Source organism: Paenibacillus contaminans, from assembly GCF_003285015.1.
In the GTDB taxonomy this organism is placed as follows: domain Bacteria; phylum Bacillota; class Bacilli; order Paenibacillales; family NBRC-103111; genus Paenibacillus_V; species Paenibacillus_V contaminans.
Window position 1 is genome coordinate 143728 of the sequence record NZ_QMFB01000007.1, and the last position, 17376, is coordinate 161103.

12 protein-coding genes are annotated in these 17376 nt (G+C 54.6%); 9 read left to right on the forward strand and 3 right to left on the reverse strand.

Annotated elements, in window-relative coordinates; translation table 11 throughout:
• Positions 1-16: 16 nt before the first annotated feature.
• Entirely contained in the window at positions 17-1036 is a 1020-nt protein-coding gene (locus DQG23_RS14175) for an ABC transporter permease (RefSeq protein ID WP_113031515.1), read from the reverse strand.
• Positions 1033-1797: an ABC transporter ATP-binding protein gene (locus tag DQG23_RS14180; RefSeq protein ID WP_113031516.1), complete on the reverse strand. Its 765-nt coding sequence runs from the start codon at positions 1795-1797 to the stop codon at positions 1033-1035. Before DQG23_RS14180 ends, DQG23_RS14175 begins: the two co-directional genes overlap by 4 nt.
• Positions 1798-2093: 296 nt before the next feature.
• On the opposite strand from DQG23_RS14180, the gene DQG23_RS14185 reads away from it, so the two are divergent.
• Positions 2094-2639 carry a glutathione peroxidase gene (locus DQG23_RS14185; RefSeq protein ID WP_113031517.1) on the forward strand — a complete coding sequence of 182 codons (546 nt, stop codon included), beginning with the start codon at positions 2094-2096 and terminating at the stop codon, positions 2637-2639.
• Between the two features lie 185 nt (positions 2640-2824).
• On the opposite strand, the gene DQG23_RS14190 is transcribed toward DQG23_RS14185, so the two are convergent.
• Complete coding sequence (locus DQG23_RS14190) at positions 2825-4753, reverse strand: ABC transporter ATP-binding protein (protein ID WP_238177889.1); 1929 nt, start codon at positions 4751-4753, stop codon at positions 2825-2827.
• 189 nt (positions 4754-4942) lie between these two features.
• On the opposite strand from DQG23_RS14190, the gene DQG23_RS14195 reads away from it, so the two are divergent.
• From DQG23_RS14195 to DQG23_RS14230, 8 genes are all read left to right on the forward strand, one after another.
• Positions 4943-8143 carry an alpha-mannosidase gene (locus DQG23_RS14195; protein WP_113031518.1) on the forward strand — a complete coding sequence of 1067 codons (3201 nt, stop codon included), beginning with the start codon at positions 4943-4945 and terminating at the stop codon, positions 8141-8143.
• Between the two features lie 86 nt (positions 8144-8229).
• Positions 8230-9318: a bifunctional heptose 7-phosphate kinase/heptose 1-phosphate adenyltransferase gene (locus DQG23_RS14200; protein ID WP_113031519.1), complete on the forward strand. Its 1089-nt coding sequence runs from the start codon at positions 8230-8232 to the stop codon at positions 9316-9318.
• A 34-nt stretch (positions 9319-9352) separates the two neighbouring features.
• Positions 9353-10267, forward strand: a complete 915-nt coding sequence (locus tag DQG23_RS14205) for a dihydrodipicolinate synthase family protein (RefSeq protein ID WP_158560485.1) — start codon at positions 9353-9355, stop codon at positions 10265-10267.
• 120 nt (positions 10268-10387) lie between these two features.
• Positions 10388-13366: an extracellular solute-binding protein gene (locus DQG23_RS14210; protein ID WP_113031521.1), complete on the forward strand. Its 2979-nt coding sequence runs from the start codon at positions 10388-10390 to the stop codon at positions 13364-13366.
• Entirely contained in the window at positions 13363-14313 is a 951-nt protein-coding gene (locus DQG23_RS14215; RefSeq protein WP_113031522.1) for a carbohydrate ABC transporter permease, read from the forward strand. Before DQG23_RS14210 ends, DQG23_RS14215 begins: the two co-directional genes overlap by 4 nt.
• The gene (locus DQG23_RS14220; RefSeq protein WP_113031523.1) at positions 14313-15194 is read left to right on the forward strand and encodes a carbohydrate ABC transporter permease; all 882 of its coding nucleotides are present in this window, start codon (positions 14313-14315) and stop codon (positions 15192-15194) included. The genes DQG23_RS14215 and DQG23_RS14220 overlap by 1 nt, the downstream gene beginning before the upstream one ends.
• Before the next feature lie 74 nt (positions 15195-15268).
• On the forward strand, positions 15269-16759 hold the full coding sequence (locus DQG23_RS14225; RefSeq protein WP_113031524.1) for an NHL repeat-containing protein: 1491 nt from the start codon (positions 15269-15271) through the stop codon (positions 16757-16759).
• On the forward strand, positions 16756-17370 hold the full coding sequence (locus DQG23_RS14230) for a YIP1 family protein (RefSeq protein WP_113031525.1): 615 nt from the start codon (positions 16756-16758) through the stop codon (positions 17368-17370). The genes DQG23_RS14225 and DQG23_RS14230 overlap by 4 nt, the downstream gene beginning before the upstream one ends.
• Positions 17371-17376 lie beyond the last annotated feature (6 nt).

Genomic DNA, 17376 nt, shown 5'->3' on the forward strand with positions numbered 1-17376 from the left:
GTATCCGTCATCGCGATTATATGGAACGCTGCTTTTTCAAAGCCAAAATATTCAACAGCGCGAAAGCGGCCGAAAATCCGATCAGCACATAAATATCGAGTTGAATGTCGCCGAAGCTTTCCCCGCGAATCATAATACCGCGCATGGCATCGGCGCCGTAAAACAGCGGCATGATGTAACTCAGCTTTTGCAGCCAGGGGTCCATCGATTCCAAATTGAACAACCCGGAGAAAAAAACTTGCGGAACGATTACGATCGGAATGAATTGAATGATTTGGAACTCGCTGCTTGCAAAAGTCGATAAAAGCGTGCCGAGCGTAAGCGCCGTCAAGGTCAACAGCAAATTGACAAGCAGCACAAGCCAGATCGAGCCGGTCATATATAAACCGAGAACGCCGATCGAATACCACGCGATAAGCGCCGCTTGCAGCAGCGTAAACACGCCGAAGCCGAGCAAGTAGCCGGCAACGATTTCTTGGCGCCGAATGGGTGTGGCCAGCAAACGTTCCAGCGTTCCTGTCGTCCGTTCGCGCAGGAAGGCGACGCCTGCCAGCATGAAAACGAAAAAAAACGAGAAGAAACCGATCAGAACCGGGCCGAAGGAATCGAAGGATGACATGTCATCCTTGCCGTGTAAATACGAGATGCTCGGTTGTACCGCTGCCGTTTCGGCTTGAATGCTTTTCTGCAGCAAAAGCATGACCGCCTTGCTGATCGTCGGGTCGCTGCCCTCTAGACGGATCGATGGCTTCCCATTGTCGATCGAGATAACGGCATCCAGCTCGCCGTTCGCGAGCGCTTTTTCGGCTTGCTCCTTATCTGTGAACATCGTGACGTCGGCATCGGCATTCTCGAGCCGTTCCGTCAGCTGTTGCGGGAGGCTTACGGCCCCGATATCCGGCTTTATCGCTTGGCCGTTAAACACGAAGTTCAACAGCGTCATAATAAGCAGAGGCGCCAAAAAAATAAGCGCGAGCGTCCGTTTATCCCGAATGAACTGCTGAATAATGCGTAATGCGAGCGCGCGAACTCTCATGCCGGACCGCCTCCTCCGAGTACGATGAATGCATCCTCGATCGTAGCCGTACCGCTCTTGAGCTTCAAAGCCGCCGGCGAATCGACCGCCGTCAAATGACCGTCCCGGATCAAGCCGATCCGATCGCATTTGTCAGCTTCATCCATGACGTGGGTCGTTAAAATAATTGTCGTGCCGCGATCCCGCATCGCAAGAAGCTCCTTCCAAATCGATTGGCGCAGCACCGGGTCGATCCCGACCGTCGGCTCATCCAGCACTAGCAGCTCGGGCTCGTGAAGCAAGGAAATAGCGAGAGAGAGCCGCCGTTTCATACCGCCGGAATAAGCGGCAACCGGCTTATCCAAATGATCGAGCAGGTCGACGATCGCCATGGAAGCTTCGATTCGCCGATTTCGATCGGATCCGGAAAGTCCGTACAAGGATGCAAAAAACTGCAGGTTTTGCTTGGCGGTCAGCTCATTGTATAACGCGTCGGATTGAGCCATGTAACCGAAACGCTGGAGCATGGCTAGCTTCGGCATCTGTTCGCCCAGCAAGCGGACGCTGCCTCCGTCGGCCCGATCTATCCCGGTTATAAGCTTGATAAGCGTCGTTTTGCCGGAGCCGGAAGGGCCGAGCAATCCGAATAATTCGCCATGCTCCACATTCAGCGTGATGTCTTTAAGCACAGTTCGGTTTCCGAATGCCCGCGTGACGCTTTGAAGCTCGACCGCCGGAGAATGCAAGGGCGGAGAGGGGGATTGCGTATGGGAAGTGAACATGATTGCACGCTCCTTCGGTATAAAAATGAGTGATTACTCACAACTATAAATCGATTATACTGATCGATCGTTACGCTTGTAAAGCGAACAACGAAATAGAAAGGGGAACATAATATACTTTATTATAAATATAAGGAATTTATATGTTTCACGTATCAAGTGCTTATATTCAACGGTAAACGCGACGACGAAAGCTTGACATGAACGATCACAAAGCCTAATGTTTGAGATGCGTACATACAAAGATCAGATCAGGATTCCGGGATTCAACAAATCATGCTGTGGAGGCTGAGAAAATGGACATTTTTAATATTGCCGTTCGAACGATTCAAGGAGAAACGGTCAGCTTGGAGTCCTATAAAGGGAAGGTTCTGCTTATCGTCAACACGGCGAGCAAGTGCGGATACACGCCGCAATACGAGGCGCTGCAAGGGCTTTATGAGAAATATAAGGAAAAAGGGTTGGTTGTTCTGGGTTTTCCGTGCAACCAATTCGGTGGCCAGGAGCCCGGAACGAATGATGAGGTGGACGCTTTCTGTAAGGTCAACTACGGCGTAAGCTTCCCTTTATTCGAGAAAGTGGAAGTGAAGGGGGACGGCAAGCATCCGTTATTCGCCTTCTTGACGGAAGAGGCGCCGTTCGAAGGCTTCGACCAGAACGATCCGGGCGGCCGGCGTTTTCAAGCGATGTTCGAGGAGCATATGCCGGAGCAGCTGCAAAATAACGAGATCAAGTGGAACTTCACGAAATTTCTCGTCAGCCGGGACGGGAATTCGGTAGGGCGGTATGAGCCGATCGTATCCCCGAGCGCCATGGAAGCCGATATCGAAGCTTTGCTATAGCATAAACGGAGGGGTTGCCCGATAGAGGGCAGCCCTTTTATTTGTTTAGCAGAAAGTATCATGGAAGCAGCTCTATTCCTCGGTAAAAGCGCCAGTCCCAGCTTATGCTTACGAAGTCGCTTTCTTCGAAAGCGTTTAGGACGGCGATGCCGTATATCCTTATGTCCGCCGCCGGCGAAGCTGCATCAGGAAATCGAACGGATCGGCAAATCTTCCGGACGCATCGCTTGCAGCTGCTTTTCGTAGAGCTCGCGGTATAGTCCTTCCTGCAGCAGCAGCTGTTCATGCGTTCCCCACTCGACGATGCGGCCGTTGTCCATGACCAGAATCAAATCGGCCCGAACGACGGTGGCAAGACGATGGGCGATAACGAAAGTGGTGCGGTTCTGCATCAGATTGTCGAGCGCCTCGGTGACGATCGCTTCGGACTCCGCGTCAAGCGCCGATGTCGCTTCGTCCAAAATGAGAATTTTCGGATCTTTAAGCAGCGCGCGGGCGATAGCCAGACGCTGCTTTTGTCCGCCCGAAAGGCGCAGGCCGCGCTCGCCGAGCACGGTTTCGTAGCCTTTTTCCCACTTGACGATAAAGTCGTGCGCGTTCGCCGCAATGGCCGCTCGGACGACTTCTTCCATCGTTGCTTCGGGACGCCCGTAAACGATATTGTCGAAGACGGTGCCGGAGAACAAAATATTGTCCTGCAGCACGACGGCGATTTGTTTGCGGAGCTCGTGAATGTCGTATTCTTGAATATTTTTGCCGTCCAAATACAAGGTGCCGCGGTCGGCGTCATAAAAGCGGGGGATGAAATTGATCAGCGTCGATTTGCCCGACCCGCTTGGGCCCACCAGAGCGACAACCTGGCCGGGTTTGGCGTGAAAGCTGATGTTTTTGAGCGCTCTGCGTTTCTCGACGACCGTCGGCAGCGGCGGGGATTTCGTTTTGGGAGGCAGCCAGTAGAATGCTTTCGGCGGCTTTTGCCGTTCGACAAGGTCGGGATCGTAACCGATATTATCATTGCGCGGGACGGGCAGCTCGGTTTCGTAGCTGAAGGAAACGTTTTTGAACCGGATGTCGCCCCCGCACGCGTTCAGCGGCAGCGGATTGTCCGCGTTTTTGACCTCAGGAGCCGTGTCGAGCAGCTCGAAAATGCGTTCGATGTTCGTCAGCGCATTTTGGATCGTTACATTCACGTCGGCGAAGCGCTGAATAGGGCCGTACAGCTGCCCCAAATAAGCGTGAAAAGCGACAAGGGCGCCAATCGTCAGGTGACCGTTCAGCACGAGCGTACCGCCGATTGCCCAAGTGATAAGCGTGCCGGAATACCCGACGAACTCGCTGATCCGGCCGAGCGTATTCGATAAAAGCTGCGCCGCCAGCGAATGATGAATGTGACGCTTGGCTTGTTTGTCGAACCGATCCAGCTCCGACTTCTCCCCGTTGAACGACTGCACGATTTTCATGGCGGATATACGTTCGACCAGAACGCCGGATATGCGCTCCATTTGCCGCTGGACGGCTCGGGATGCATAGCGGATTCGGATGTTCAGATTCGTGAAGGTCAAATAATAGATCGGCAAAATCCAAAGCGACAGCAGAGCGAGCTTCCAGTTCAACGAAAACATGAAGACAGCCGCGAACACGATCATCATCATATCGAAAACGATGTTGATCACGGTCGTGCCTACAAGGTTTTGGGCGCCGTTCACGTCATTGATCACCCTGGATAAAATTCCGCCTACCTGCTGATTATCGTAAAACCGCTGCGACAGCTTCTGGATGTGCTCATACAATTGCCTCCGAATACCGGCCACCATCCGGCTTCCCAAACGGGCGGTAAGATGATTCCGGATGAAGGTGACGACGACGCTCATTGCGTATATGGAGCCGAAAATGACAAGGACTCGCTTCAAAGTCCAACCGGAACCGTTTTGCCCGAGCACGTCGTCGATCAGAATCTTCGTCAGCCAGGGAGTAGCCAGAGGGACGACGAACTGCAGCAAACCAAGCCCGATAACGGCGAATAAATAATGGCGATAGGGCTTTACAAACTGCAGGTAGCGCCTGATGAGCTTTTTTCTCTTCATCCCATCCTCCGGACTTTCTTGCTTGGTCATGAAATCTCCTCCCCGCATATGCAAGCTCCGAAAAAACATCTTTACAAAAACTTCAGTTATCTTTATGATTAAATTAACTTAAAATGGAACACGAAGCAAGTTCTTCTTTTACAGGACTTGTTAATCCGCACGCTGGACGCAGAACCTGCCCTCGGCAGATGCTTCGGGAGTGCTAACTAGGAGGGGCATATGCTCTTAACATTCGACAAGCTGTGGAAAAGAATCGCGCAATTGGAAAAATATCGTTACGTAGATTTTCGCGAGCTGCCCTCTTACCGCATGTGGATCGACAGGGAAGCGGAAATCGGGGCGATGCCTCCCGAGCATGCCGAATGGGAAACTCTGTCTGTAGGCGACAGATGGAGAGGCTACGATCTGACGGCATGGCTGAGCGTTCAGGCGGAAATTCCGCACGAATGGAGCGGAAGAACGGTTGTCGGCTTGTTCGACTTCGGGAAAACCGGCGCCGGTCACAATTCGGGCTTCGAATCCTTGCTTTATGTAAACGGCGAACCTTACCAAGGCGTCGGCAGCAATCATAAGGAAGTCTTCTTCCCGGAATCGTTCGCCGGTCAAAGCATAAACCTGCTGTTCAAAGTATGGAGCGGACTCAACGGAGAGGAAGGAACGAAGACCGAGCTGGAGCATCGGATCGCGATGTCCGCCTTGGCCGTCCTCGAAACGGAAACCGACGATTTGTACTATTCGGCGCTGGCCGTCGGGCAAACGATCAGGGTGTTGAGCGAGAACAGTTGGGAGAAGCAAGCATTAATGAAAGCGCTTGATCGTGCGATCGTATTGCTCGATTGGCGCGTTCCCGGCGACGAAGCCTTCTATGCAAGCGTTCGGGAAGCGAACCGGAAGCTGAAGGAAGAGCTGGACGCCTTGCCTAAATTCCAGCCGGTTACCGTGCGATGCATCGGCCATACGCATATCGACGTAGCTTGGCTGTGGCGGCTAAGACATACCCGGGAGAAAGCGGCGAGGTCGTTCTCGACGGTTCTCCGCCTGATGGAGCAATTTCCGGAATACGTCTTCCTGCAGACGCAGCCTCAGCTTTACGAATATATCGAGCATGATTACCCGGATATTTTCGCCAAAATCAAAGAACGGGTGCAAGAGGGACGTTGGGAAGCCGGCGGCGCCATGTGGCTGGAATCGGACTGCAACATTCCTTCCGGCGAATCGCTCGTCCGTCAATTGCTTTATGGCATGCGGTATTTCGAGAAAACGTTCGGCGTCAGCTGCGAATATTTGTGGCTGCCCGACGTGTTCGGCTACAGCTGGGCGCTGCCGCAAATTTTGCAGAAGAGCGGCCTGCGCCACTTCATGACGACGAAAATCAGCTGGAACGTTTACAACCGGTTCCCGCACGATACCTTTCACTGGCGCGGCATCGACGGCACGGAAATTTTGACGCACTATATTACGACGCCGGATCCGGATCTGCCGGACGGCACGTTCACCCGTTTCTATACGTACAACGGGCAGGTCGTACCGGCTACGTTGGCGGGGATCTGGAACAATTACCGCAACAAGGAGATCAACGACTCCGAGCTGCTGCTGTCTTACGGCTGGGGAGACGGCGGCGGCGGTCCGACCCGGACGATGCTGGAGCTGCGCAGGCGGCTCGAAAATATGCCGGGTTTGCCGAAAGCGACGACAGGGCGCGCGGACGAGTTTTTCCGCAAGCTCGAAGAGACCGTCTCCGCGACGGACCGTTACGTGCATCGCTGGGACGGCGAGCTGTACCTGGAGCTCCACCGAGGCACTTACACTTCGCAAGGCTATGTGAAGAAGATGAACCGGCACATGGAGTTTCTGCTGCGGGACGCAGAGATCGCTTCAATCTTCGGAAGTCCGCTGGCGGGTTACGCCTCTTACCCGCAGGACCGGCTGTACGAGAGCTGGAAGATTGTGCTGCGCAACCAGTTCCACGATATATTGCCGGGTTCTTCGATTACTGCGGTATACGAGGATTGCCGCACGGAATATGCGGAAGCCGAAGGGCTGGCGCAGTCCGCGCTGACGGACGGCTTGACCCGGCTCGCCACGCTCGTCGATGCGGACGGTCCCGGCTGGCTCGTATTCAATTCGCTGCCATGGACCCGCAGCGAGCTCGTTCAGCTCCCTTGGGAAGCGCGGTTCACGGGGAAACGGTGGCGGGATGCGGCAGGAAATATTTTGCAGGCTGAACGCATTAGCGGCTTTGCGGACGGCGACCGGGTTCAAATACTGGCGACCGGCATTCCTTCGATGGGATATACGACCATTCGGATGGAAGAGGGCGACGGCATGGCAACGCCTGCCGTTCCCGCCGTCATTTTCGGAGAACGTAATGCGTCTACGCCTTTCTACGAAATCGAGTGGAACGAGACCGGGCAAATGACCAGGCTTTATGACAAGCGGTCCGGACGCGAAATCATCGCCGAAGGGGAAACGGCCAACCGCTTCGATGTGCACGAGGATAAGCCGGTCAACCATGACAACTGGGAAATCGACATTTTCTATTACGAGAAAGTGCGGCATGTGACGGATCTTCGTTCGATGGAGGTCATTGAGAACGGGCCGCTGCGGGCTGTCGTCAGCTTTGAGTGGGCGTATGGGAATACGAAAATCCGTCAGGACATGATTCTTTACGTCTTTGATCCGCGCATCGAATTCTCCACTTGGGTCGACTGGCAGGAGCGGGAAACGCTGCTGAAGGTTGCCTTTCCGGTGCGTGTCCGGGCGACGTCGGCTACTTTTGAAATTCAATTCGGCCACGTACAACGTCCGACGCATTGGAATACGAGCTGGGACTACGCACGGTTCGAAACATGCGCCCACAAGTGGGTGGATTTGTCCGAGCGGGGCTGCGGAGTCAGCCTGATGAACGACTGCAAGTACGGCCACGACATCCGGGATAACGTCATGAGGGTTACGCTGCTCAAGTCCTCCAACAAGCCGGATCCCGAATGCGACAAGGGCGAACACAGATTTACGTACGCGCTGCTCCCTCATGAAGGCGATTGGTTTGCGGCAGGGACTGCGGAGCAGGCACATCGCCTCAATGCGCCCGTTAGAACGGCGGCGTTGTCCGAGGCGGCAAATCCGGCATCCGGTTCGCTTCCGGCGGCTCTAAGCATGATCGGCGTAAGCGGAGATCATGTAATGATCGATACGGTCAAGAAAGCGGAGGATTCCGACGACTGGATCGTGCGCTGTTACGAATACGCCGGCAAGCGGGGGGAAGTTTCGTTCGCCGTCCACTACAGCATCGGCAGGGTGGAAGAAGTCAATCTGGCTGAGCGAGAAGCGGTGCTCGTGCCGCATGACGAGCACGCCTTCCAAGCATTCTTTAAACCGTTCGAACTGAAAACGTTTCGGATCGCGATAAGCGGTATGTAGCTAGCGGTAAAGGGACTAATTGAACTTCACATGCTGCAAGGACCGCCTGATGCGGATGACAAAGGCTGGAAGGGAGAGGCCATTCGATGAAGGAAGAAGTGCTGAATTTATCTTCCGTTCCACAATATAACGGATTGCTCCGCGGCAGAGTAATAGAAATTCTGGACCGCATCGCGAAACTGAGAGTAGGCGTGCTTGGCGACGGTTGTTTGGATATATATTGGCATGCGGACATGAAGGTCAGCGAGCTGTCGCGGGAGACGCCGCATTATAATTTGCCGGTCGTGAGAGAGGTTTTCTCTCCCGGCGCGGCCGGCAACGTAGCGGCCAATTTCATGGAGCTGGGCAGTGCGAAAGTAAGCTTCTGCACCGCAATAGGCAGCGATTGGCGGGGCATGCTGCTGAAGGAATCGCTCCGCGGTCTCGGTATCGACGATTCGTTTGTCGTGACGGATACGGAGCGCGTGACCCCGGCTTACTGCAAAACGATTTTGCACGGCCTTGAGGATGTGCAGCAGGAAGCTCCGCGCATCGATTTTATCAATACGGACGGTCCGTTCGAGCTTCTGCAGAGGCGCCTGGTTGCGCAGCTTGACCTGATGGCTGCGAATGCGGACGTCATCAGCACGACCGACCAGCTGAAGAGCGGCGTTATCGGCCCAACGCTTCGCGATAGGCTGCGTTATTGGGCATCGCAAGGCAAGCGGATCGTCGTCGACAGCAGGGATAACATCGGCAAGTACAAAGGGGTTATCGTGAAACCGAATGAGCTGGAAACGCTCCGGTGGAGCTACGGAAGCCTGAAATACCCTCAACCGACGGACAATGAAATCATCAAAGCCGGCTTTCAACTTGCGAAATTCGCGGAGGCGCCATGCTGCGTCACTTTAGGCGAAAAAGGAGCGCTCTGGTTCGAAAACGGGCAAGTCACGCTCGTGCCGACGATAGCGGTCCAGCCTCCTATCGATATCGTCGGCGCAGGCGACTCGTTCACGGCGGCGTTCCTCGCGGCGCTCGGCACAGGAAGCTCGGGTCCGGAAGCGGCGGCGTTCGCGCATTTGGCCGCAGCGGTGTCCGTCCGTAAGCTGGGAAGGGCGGGGACGGCTTCGCCGCAGGAAATATTGAACCGGTTTGACGAGAATGAATCGCTCAAGCAGACGTCTGAGCCATGCTAAACGTAACGAAATACAAGGATTGGGAGATGATGGCGTGTCAAACCGGGCATCTTTAGTGCCTGCGGATCGGTTTAAGGGCGTTTATGCGTTATTGCTTACTCCGTTTCAGCTAAATAAAGAGATCGACTGGGAAGTATACGACCGTTATGTCGAATGGCAGGTATCTCATCGTCCCCACGGCTTGTTTGCGGTATGCGGAAGCAGCGAAATGGAATATTTGACGCTGCAGGAAAGGCTTACACTTGCCGAACGCGCGGTACGACTTGCGGGGGATATGCCCGTGGTAGCAACCGGAAACGTGCAAAGCGACCCCGCAGAGCATAAAGAGGAATTGCAGCGCATGGCGGAGACGGGCGTTTCCGGCATCGTGCTGATCCCGCCGGGCAGCATGGGGGAAGATCAAAGCCGGCTTGAGGATTATTTCGGCAGATTGGCCGATCTGTCGCCTATCCCGGTCTTTCTTTACGAGTGTCCGCTTGCCTCGCCGCGGTTTGTCGATCCGGATGTATACGGACGGCTTGTAACGCAGCATGGGATTGCCGGTATCAAAGACACGACCTGCACGCCGGAAGGCATTCGAGCGAAAATTGAAAGCGCTACCGGGAGCCTCGTGTTTCAGGCTAACATGCCATACTTGCTGGAAGCTCTGCACAGCGGCGCGCAAGGGATTATGGCAACGATTTCCGCAGCCGCGGCCGACGTTGCGCTGGCATTCTGGCGCGAAGCTGCGAACGGAAACCGGGAAACGGCGGAAAGGCTTCACGAGCTGCTGGTTTTTCTGGACGGCGTTCTCGGCAAAGGATATCCGGCTACGGCCAAACATCTGGCGAAGCTTCGAGGTGTACCGATGAACGAGCTTACGCGCAAAGCGAAAGAGATGAACGACTCCGCCAGACAAGGAATCGCCGTTTGGAAAAGAGCGGCAGACCGTACCCTTGCGGCGCTTTAAGGCAGAAGCGCGAAAGTGAGCCGGTAAAATTAGCGAACAATGAACATGCATTCGCATAACTCTTGCACTATATTTTAATGATTAAGAAATTGCCCACATCGGTTCGTTGGGGGGAAATACATGCTTAAGATGCTTCGCAAATACACGGTATCGATCATTACCGGCGTGCTGCTCGTATCGGTTTTTATATGGTGGAACAATGCACGCGGTTATGACGATACGGTTATGGCCGGCATACCGGAATACGGCGATGTGGATCAGAGATCTATCATTGCGGGCTCCGGAATCGGTGCCAGGCAGGAAACTGCGTACTCCGCTTATTACAAACAAACAAGCGGCAAAGAAGCGCAAGATACGAAAGGGATCCGTATCGCCGTTCCAGGCGCCGGCTTTAAAGCAATTGGCGGGTCAGGCGTTTTCAAGCGCAGCGACCCGGAAGGGATGAAAGGCGACGTGCTCGCCATGACCGCCGAAGGAGATTGGGCCGAGTACGAGATCGATATTGAAAGCGCAGGTTATTATCAGATGGGCATCGCGTATTACGCGCTTCAAGGCAAAGGGGCCTCTATCCAGCGGAGCGTGCAAATCGACGGCGCTTATCCGTTCTCGCAGGCCAAAAGAATGGTGTTCCCCAGAATGTGGAAGGAAGCCGGAACGACCTGGTTCGATACCATGGGCAACGAATTCAATCCGAAGCAGGAAGAGGTCGCCGGATGGCAGTTCCGCGAGTTTCGCGATCCGGAAGCGCGCACGGCCGAACCGTTCCGTTTTTATATGACCAAGGGGAAGCATACGATTCGCATCGGCTATATTCGAGAACCGGCTGCCATTGGCGAATTGAGCGTTTACTCCCCCGTTACTCCGCCAACCTATCAAGAGCTGTTAAAGATGTATCAGGATAAAGGCTATAAGGACGTCCGCGATACGTACATCAAGGTGCAGGCGGAAGAAGCTTCGCTGAAATCCGAAGCTACGCTGCGGAGAGTGGATGAGCGCGATCCGGCTACCGAACCGTTCGATAGAAGCGCCGTCCGGATGAATACGATCGGCGGCGGTGCGTGGCGCGACGGCAGCCAATGGATCGAGTGGGAATTCGAAGTTCCCGAATCCGGCCTGTATAACATAGGAGCCCGGTACTTGGCCAAATGGCTGAATCAGGTTCCGGTGCAGCGGACGATTTACCTCGACGGCTCCATTCCGTTCCGCGAAATGAACAGCGCCGATTTCCCGTTCGACGGGGATTGGCAGGTCGGTGGCCTTGGAAGCAAGGAAGGCGATCCGTACTTATTTTATCTGGATAAAGGCAAGCACCGCCTGCGTATGGAGGTTCAGGTCGGTCAGTTAGGCTCCATCTTCGAATTGATTCAGGACGTTTCCGGCAAAATGTCGTTTTTGAGCCGCGAGGTCATCATGATAACCGGCACGAACCCGGATCCGAACCGCGAATGGGAATTGGAAAACAACATTCCGAATCTCGTGCCCAGACTTCATTTGATGGCGCGCGATCTGGACGACGCCATACAGCGCATTTATAGCTTGGGCGTCAAGAAAGGCAGCACCGAACTCGCATCCATCCTGATGGCTCGAGATCTTCTGATCGATTTGGCCGGCAAAACCGACACCATTCCGAAGCGGATCGACAGCTTTTCCACGACACAAACTTCACTCAGCTCATGGATTACCTCAATGAACAAACAGAAACTGCAGCTCGACTACTTGGTCGTCAAGTCGCCTGACCGGAATTGGCCCGATGCGAATGCCGGCTTCATGACGAAGGTCGGGATCGGCGTTTACGATTTCTTCACCTCTTTCACCAAAGATTACAGAAAAATCGGCTCCACCCGCGAGGAAAACGGCGATACGCTGAAGGTATGGGTAGCCCGCGGCCGCGATTGGGTGCAAATCATTAAACAGATGACGGATGCCGATTTTACGGCCCAGACGGGTATCAACGTCGAGGTCAACATCATTCCCGCCGGCTCGATGAACTTGTTTATGCTGGCGATGACTTCGGGCAAAGGACCCGATGTCGCTCTAGGCGTCGACGCGACAATCCCGAACAATTTCGCACTGCGGGGCGGACTCGTTGATTTGAACGTTTTTCCAGACTATGAGCAAGTTGCGGAGCGCTTCAGGCCGGGCGCGCTTACCCCTTATCGGTTCCAAGGAGGCAATTACGCGCTCCCCGAGAATCAGAACTTCAACATGATGTTTTACCGCAAAGACATAATGGAGGAGCTTGGCATCAAGAAAATTCCCGAGACGTGGCAGGAAGTGATGGATATCATTCCTAAGCTGCAGCAGAACGGGATGGATTTCTACTATCCGCACGATACGGACGGGTCTGCAGCTCAGTTTGCTCCGTTCCTGTTCCAGCGCGGCGGCGAATTTTACCGCGACAATGGCATCTCCGGTTTGGATACGCCGGAAGCGCTAGCCGCAATGAAGATGTGGACCGGCATGTACACGAACTACAAGATCAGCAAGGAATCGAGCTTTTATAACCGGTTTCGTACCGGGGAAATGCCGATCGGTGTAGCCGATTACCAGACTTACATGCAGCTGTCGACCGCCGCTCCCGAATTGACGGGCTGGTGGGAAATGCGGCCGATACCGGGCATTCGCCGCAGCGACGGCGTCATCGACCGTTCGGTCGGCGGAGCCGCGCAAACCGGAGTCATTTTCAGCACGACAAAAAAGCAGGACGACGCATGGGAGTTTTTGAAGTGGTGGACCAGCTCGGCCGTGCAGGAACGATTCGGAAGCGAGCTGGAGGCCATAATCGGCGCCGAAGCCCGCTGGAATACGGCTAACGTGGAAGCGTTGAAAAACCTGCCGTGGCCGAAGGCGGACATCGACGCCATTCTCGAGCAGTGGGACTGGTTCAAGGAACGGGAAATCGTTCCCGGCGACTACTACACATCCAGGTATATCAACAACATTTGGAACGAAATCGTATTAAACGGCAAAAACACGCGGGAAGCGCTGGAGGACGGCGTGAAGGAAATCAACAAGGAAATCCGCAAAAAACGGGATGAATTCGGCTTGGACGACGAGCCGGCTAAGACGACGAAAGGAAAGGGAGGTGACGGCGGATGAGTGAAGCAGCCCTTGATTCGCAAACCGCGAAGAAGGTCATAGCCGACAAGAAGGAGAGCTTATGGGCCCGCTTGGTCAGCCACCGTACCTCGTTCCTGTTTTTGGCGCCGTTTTTCCTGCTGTTTCTCGTATTCACGGTAATTCCGGTATTAACCGCCGCGGGACTGAGCTTGACGTACTATAACATTTTGGAGCCGCCGCGGTGGGTCGGTCTGGAAAACTACAAGCAGCTTTTTCTGGAGGACGACATCTTCCTGAAGGCGATCGGGAACACCCTTACGTTCGCCGTCTTTACCGGCCCGCTCGGCTACTGCATGTCGTTCATTCTCGCTTGGCTCATCAGCAACATTCCGCAAAAATACCGATTCTTTTTTACACTGTGCTTTTATACGCCGGCGATTGCCAGCTCGGTCGCCATGTCCGTCGTCTGGCTGTACTTGTTCTCAGGCGACCGCTACGGGCTGATTAACCACTGGATGATCAAAATAGGCGTTTTCGACGAACCGTGGCTGTGGCTGCAGGATGTGAAGACGATCATGCCCGTCATCATACTCGTTTCCTTATGGACTAGTATGGGTACCGGATTTCTGGCGTTTCTCGCCGGTTTGTCCAACGTCCCGACCGACTTGTATGAAGCGGGCGTCATCGACGGGGTCCGGTACCGCTGGCAGGAGTTATGGTATATTACGCTGCCTTCCATCAAGCCCCAGCTGCTTTTCGGCGCGGTGCTCACGATCGTCTCTTCGCTGCAGGTGTACGACATCGCCATGTCGCTCGCCGGCTTCCCCAGCACCTTATATGCCGGCCATACGATTATGACCCATCTGTACGACTATGCGTTCGTCCGCTTCGAAATGGGATACGCCGCGGCGATCGCCGTCGTGCTCTTCCTGCTGATGGTGGGGCTTAACCGGATCATCTTCAATTTACTCGGGGAAAGGGATTGATGAACGTGACCAGTCGCTCTTCACTTATAAACGGGGGCCGTTTCGATTGGAGCGGGTCGATCCTCTACGCTTTTCTGACCGTTTTCGGTCTGCTTATGCTGATGCCGCTCGTTTATTTGGCGGTGACCGCTTTTAAGCCCGTTTCGGAGCTTTTCTTGTTTCCGCCGCGGTTTATCGTCATCAATCCGACCTTGCAAAACTTCAAGGAACTCCTTTTTGCGGCGACAAGCTCCGTCGTTCCGTTCTCCAGATACATTTTCAACAGCGTCGTCGTTTCTCTCTTAGTCGTGACGCTCGGTATTCTGATCAGCACGATGGCGGCATATCCGCTCAGCAAGCACAAGAAGCTGCCGTTCCGCAAGCAAATGTTCAGCATGATCATTCTGGCGCTTATGTTCGCACCGCAAGTGACGCAAATTCCGCAATATATCGTCGTATCCAAGATGGGGCTGATGGATTCCTATTTCGCGCTTATCCTGCCGATGCTCGCTTCGCCTATGGGATTGTTTCTAATGAAGCAATTCCTCGATCAAATTCCGGATGCGCTGCTGGAAGCGGCCCGTATCGACGGGGCAGGCGAGTGGCGAAGCTACTTCAGAATCGTGATCCCGCTGCTGCAGCCGGCCATCGCGACGCTCATGCTGCTTAATTTCATCGCAGCGTGGAACGATCCGTGGGCTTCGACGGTTTACGCGACAACGGACCAGATGAAAACGCTGCCGTTCGCCATCAATACGATCAGCGGAGGATATGGCGTGGTCGCCCGCGTAGGCGCCTTGGCGGCGGCCAGCTTCCTGATGGTCATCCCGACGTTAGTCATGTTTATCATCACGCAGCGCCGGGTGCTCGAGACGATGGCGCACTCCGGGATCAAAGCATAACCCGCTCCACTTCGCGAAGCCGGCGCCTACGGCGGAACGCTTCGCTTCGGCAGAGCTTTATAGGGGGGAGTCCAGTGAGAGTTCACATACGTTTCGCATTCGCGTTCCTGGCGGCGATCGTCCTGCTGATTGCGGAGGCGCCGCCTGCAGAGGCCCGAAGTCCATACGACGGGTATACGTACAATAACAAATTCGATCCGGTCGCCTCGCTGAACGGTTACGCCTACATGGATTCGATCGACGGGTTCGACAATGAAGCGGGGCCGTTCAACAAGCCTCAGGATCTGTATGTGGCAGCCGACGACACGATCTATATCGCCGATACCGGAAATAACCGGATTGTGCATATGGACGCAAATAAACGGGTGCTCGGCATTTACGGCTCAACAGACGGCGACGGCAAACTGAACGGACCGAAGGGCGTATTCGCCGCGGAAGACGGAACCGTTTATGTGGCCGATACGAAAAACAGCAGAATTGCGGTATTTGACCACTCCGGACGGTTCGTCAAAGATTTCCGCGATCCCAAAAGCCCGCTTCTGGGCGAAAAGTTCCTATACTTGCCGTCCAAAGTGATCGTCGATAAACGCGGTTACTTGTCCATCGTCTGCGACGGCTTGTATCAAGGCTTGCTGCAGCTCGATCCGAACGGAGAATTCGCGGGACTGTTCGGAGGCAATCACGTGGCATTCAACGTGACCCGCATCCTGACCAACCTGATTGCAACGAAGGAGCAGAAGGCGCAGATGTCCGGCGATAAGCCGCCGGAGTTTTCCAACCTGTTCCAGGATGCGGAAGGATTCATTTATACGACGACGCTAGGCACGGAGACCCTTCAGGTTAAGCGGCTGAGCGCCGTCGGCGTCGACACGCTGAATGCGCAGGAGTCCGCCATCGGGCGCTACGGGGACTACCGGATGAAGATCACGAACGATAAACGCAAATTTAACTCCTTCGTCGATGTGAGCGTCGACAGCCAAGGGTTCATTACGGCGCTGGACAAAATTACCGGCAGGGCGTTCCAATACGACAGTCTAGGCAATCTGCTGTTCGCCTTCGGCGGCCTTGGCGCCCAGAACGGGCTGATGCTTACGCCTTCGAGCATAGCGCAGACGTCGGACGGTATCATCTATATCGCCGATGAGACAAGAAACCGGATCGACCGTTTTCGCGTCACGGCGTTCGGGGAGCTGGTGCATCAGGCGTCCGTTCTGTATGCGGACGGCCGTTACGAGGAGTCGCAGGAGCCGTGGGCGCAGGTGCTGCGGCTGAACAGCAACTACAATTTGGCTTACTTGGCGATCGGCAAATCGCTGAGCAAGCAGGAGAAATACACCGAAGCGATGAGGTACTTTAAACAAGCGAGAGCTTATGAAGAATACTCGGACGCTTTCCTTGAGCAGCGCAAAATATTTCTTCGCAAGCACTTTATCGAATCCGTCCTCGTGCTGATAGCTGTCGGGGTTCTCCTGCGGACCGTGATCGGGTGGCGGCGGCGCAAACGCAAGCTGTTCCTGAAGAGGCAAATGTCGGCTGTTCGCGCGGAAGGAGGGGAAGTCCGATGAGCACATGGAAAATGGCCGGTCAGGTACTGGCGCATCCGATCGATTTTTATTACGACCTCCAAGAGCCGGGACGCGCCCGGTACCGCGATGCCGCCTTCATGATGGCGCTTGTCGTTGCGGTGCGGATTTTGTCTCTGTCGATTTCGGGGATCTTGTTCCAGCGGCGAGAAGCTTACGAAATATCCTTCATTACCGAAGCGTCCTCGATCCTCATCCTCTGGCTCACCTGGACGGTAGCCAATTGGGGAATCAGCACGATCCAAGAGGGCGAAGGAAAGTTCAAGGAGCTGTTGGTGGGCGGCGCTTACGCTTTGACGCCTTACGTCGTCATGACGCTGCCGCTTTCGATGCTGACGAATGTGCTGACGCTTCAGGAAATGCCCGTTTATATTTTCATCAGCGGGTTCGTATTCCTCTGGGTGGCGTTCCTGCTCATTATGAAAGTGAAAATTTTGCATGACTTCAACCTGTATAAACTGCTGGGCATTCTGATGCTGACCATCATCGGCATGCTGATCATCTGGTTTGTCCTAATTCTGTTCTATGGTCTTGTCAATCAGGCGTTCAACTTTGTGGCCGGCTTGATTACGGAAATCCGATTCCGCATGTAGAGGGGG

Excerpts from the sequence above, each read along its gene's own strand:
- DQG23_RS14175 (WP_113031515.1), bottom strand. The coding sequence starts at position 1,036 with ATGAGAGTTCGCGCGCTCGCATTACGCATTATTCAGCAGTTCATTCGG.
- DQG23_RS14180 (WP_113031516.1), bottom strand. The coding sequence starts at position 1,797 with ATGTTCACTTCCCATACGCAATCCCCCTCTCCGCCCTTGCATTCTCCG.
- DQG23_RS14185 (WP_113031517.1), top strand. The coding sequence starts at position 2,094 with ATGGACATTTTTAATATTGCCGTTCGAACGATTCAAGGAGAAACGGTC.
- DQG23_RS14190 (WP_238177889.1), bottom strand. The coding sequence starts at position 4,753 with ATGACCAAGCAAGAAAGTCCGGAGGATGGGATGAAGAGAAAAAAGCTC.
- DQG23_RS14195 (WP_113031518.1), top strand. The coding sequence starts at position 4,943 with ATGCTCTTAACATTCGACAAGCTGTGGAAAAGAATCGCGCAATTGGAA.
- DQG23_RS14200 (WP_113031519.1), top strand. The coding sequence starts at position 8,230 with ATGAAGGAAGAAGTGCTGAATTTATCTTCCGTTCCACAATATAACGGA.
- DQG23_RS14210 (WP_113031521.1), top strand. The coding sequence starts at position 10,388 with ATGCTTAAGATGCTTCGCAAATACACGGTATCGATCATTACCGGCGTG.
- DQG23_RS14215 (WP_113031522.1), top strand. The coding sequence starts at position 13,363 with ATGAGTGAAGCAGCCCTTGATTCGCAAACCGCGAAGAAGGTCATAGCC.
- DQG23_RS14220 (WP_113031523.1), top strand. The coding sequence starts at position 14,313 with ATGAACGTGACCAGTCGCTCTTCACTTATAAACGGGGGCCGTTTCGAT.
- DQG23_RS14230 (WP_113031525.1), top strand. The coding sequence starts at position 16,756 with ATGAGCACATGGAAAATGGCCGGTCAGGTACTGGCGCATCCGATCGAT.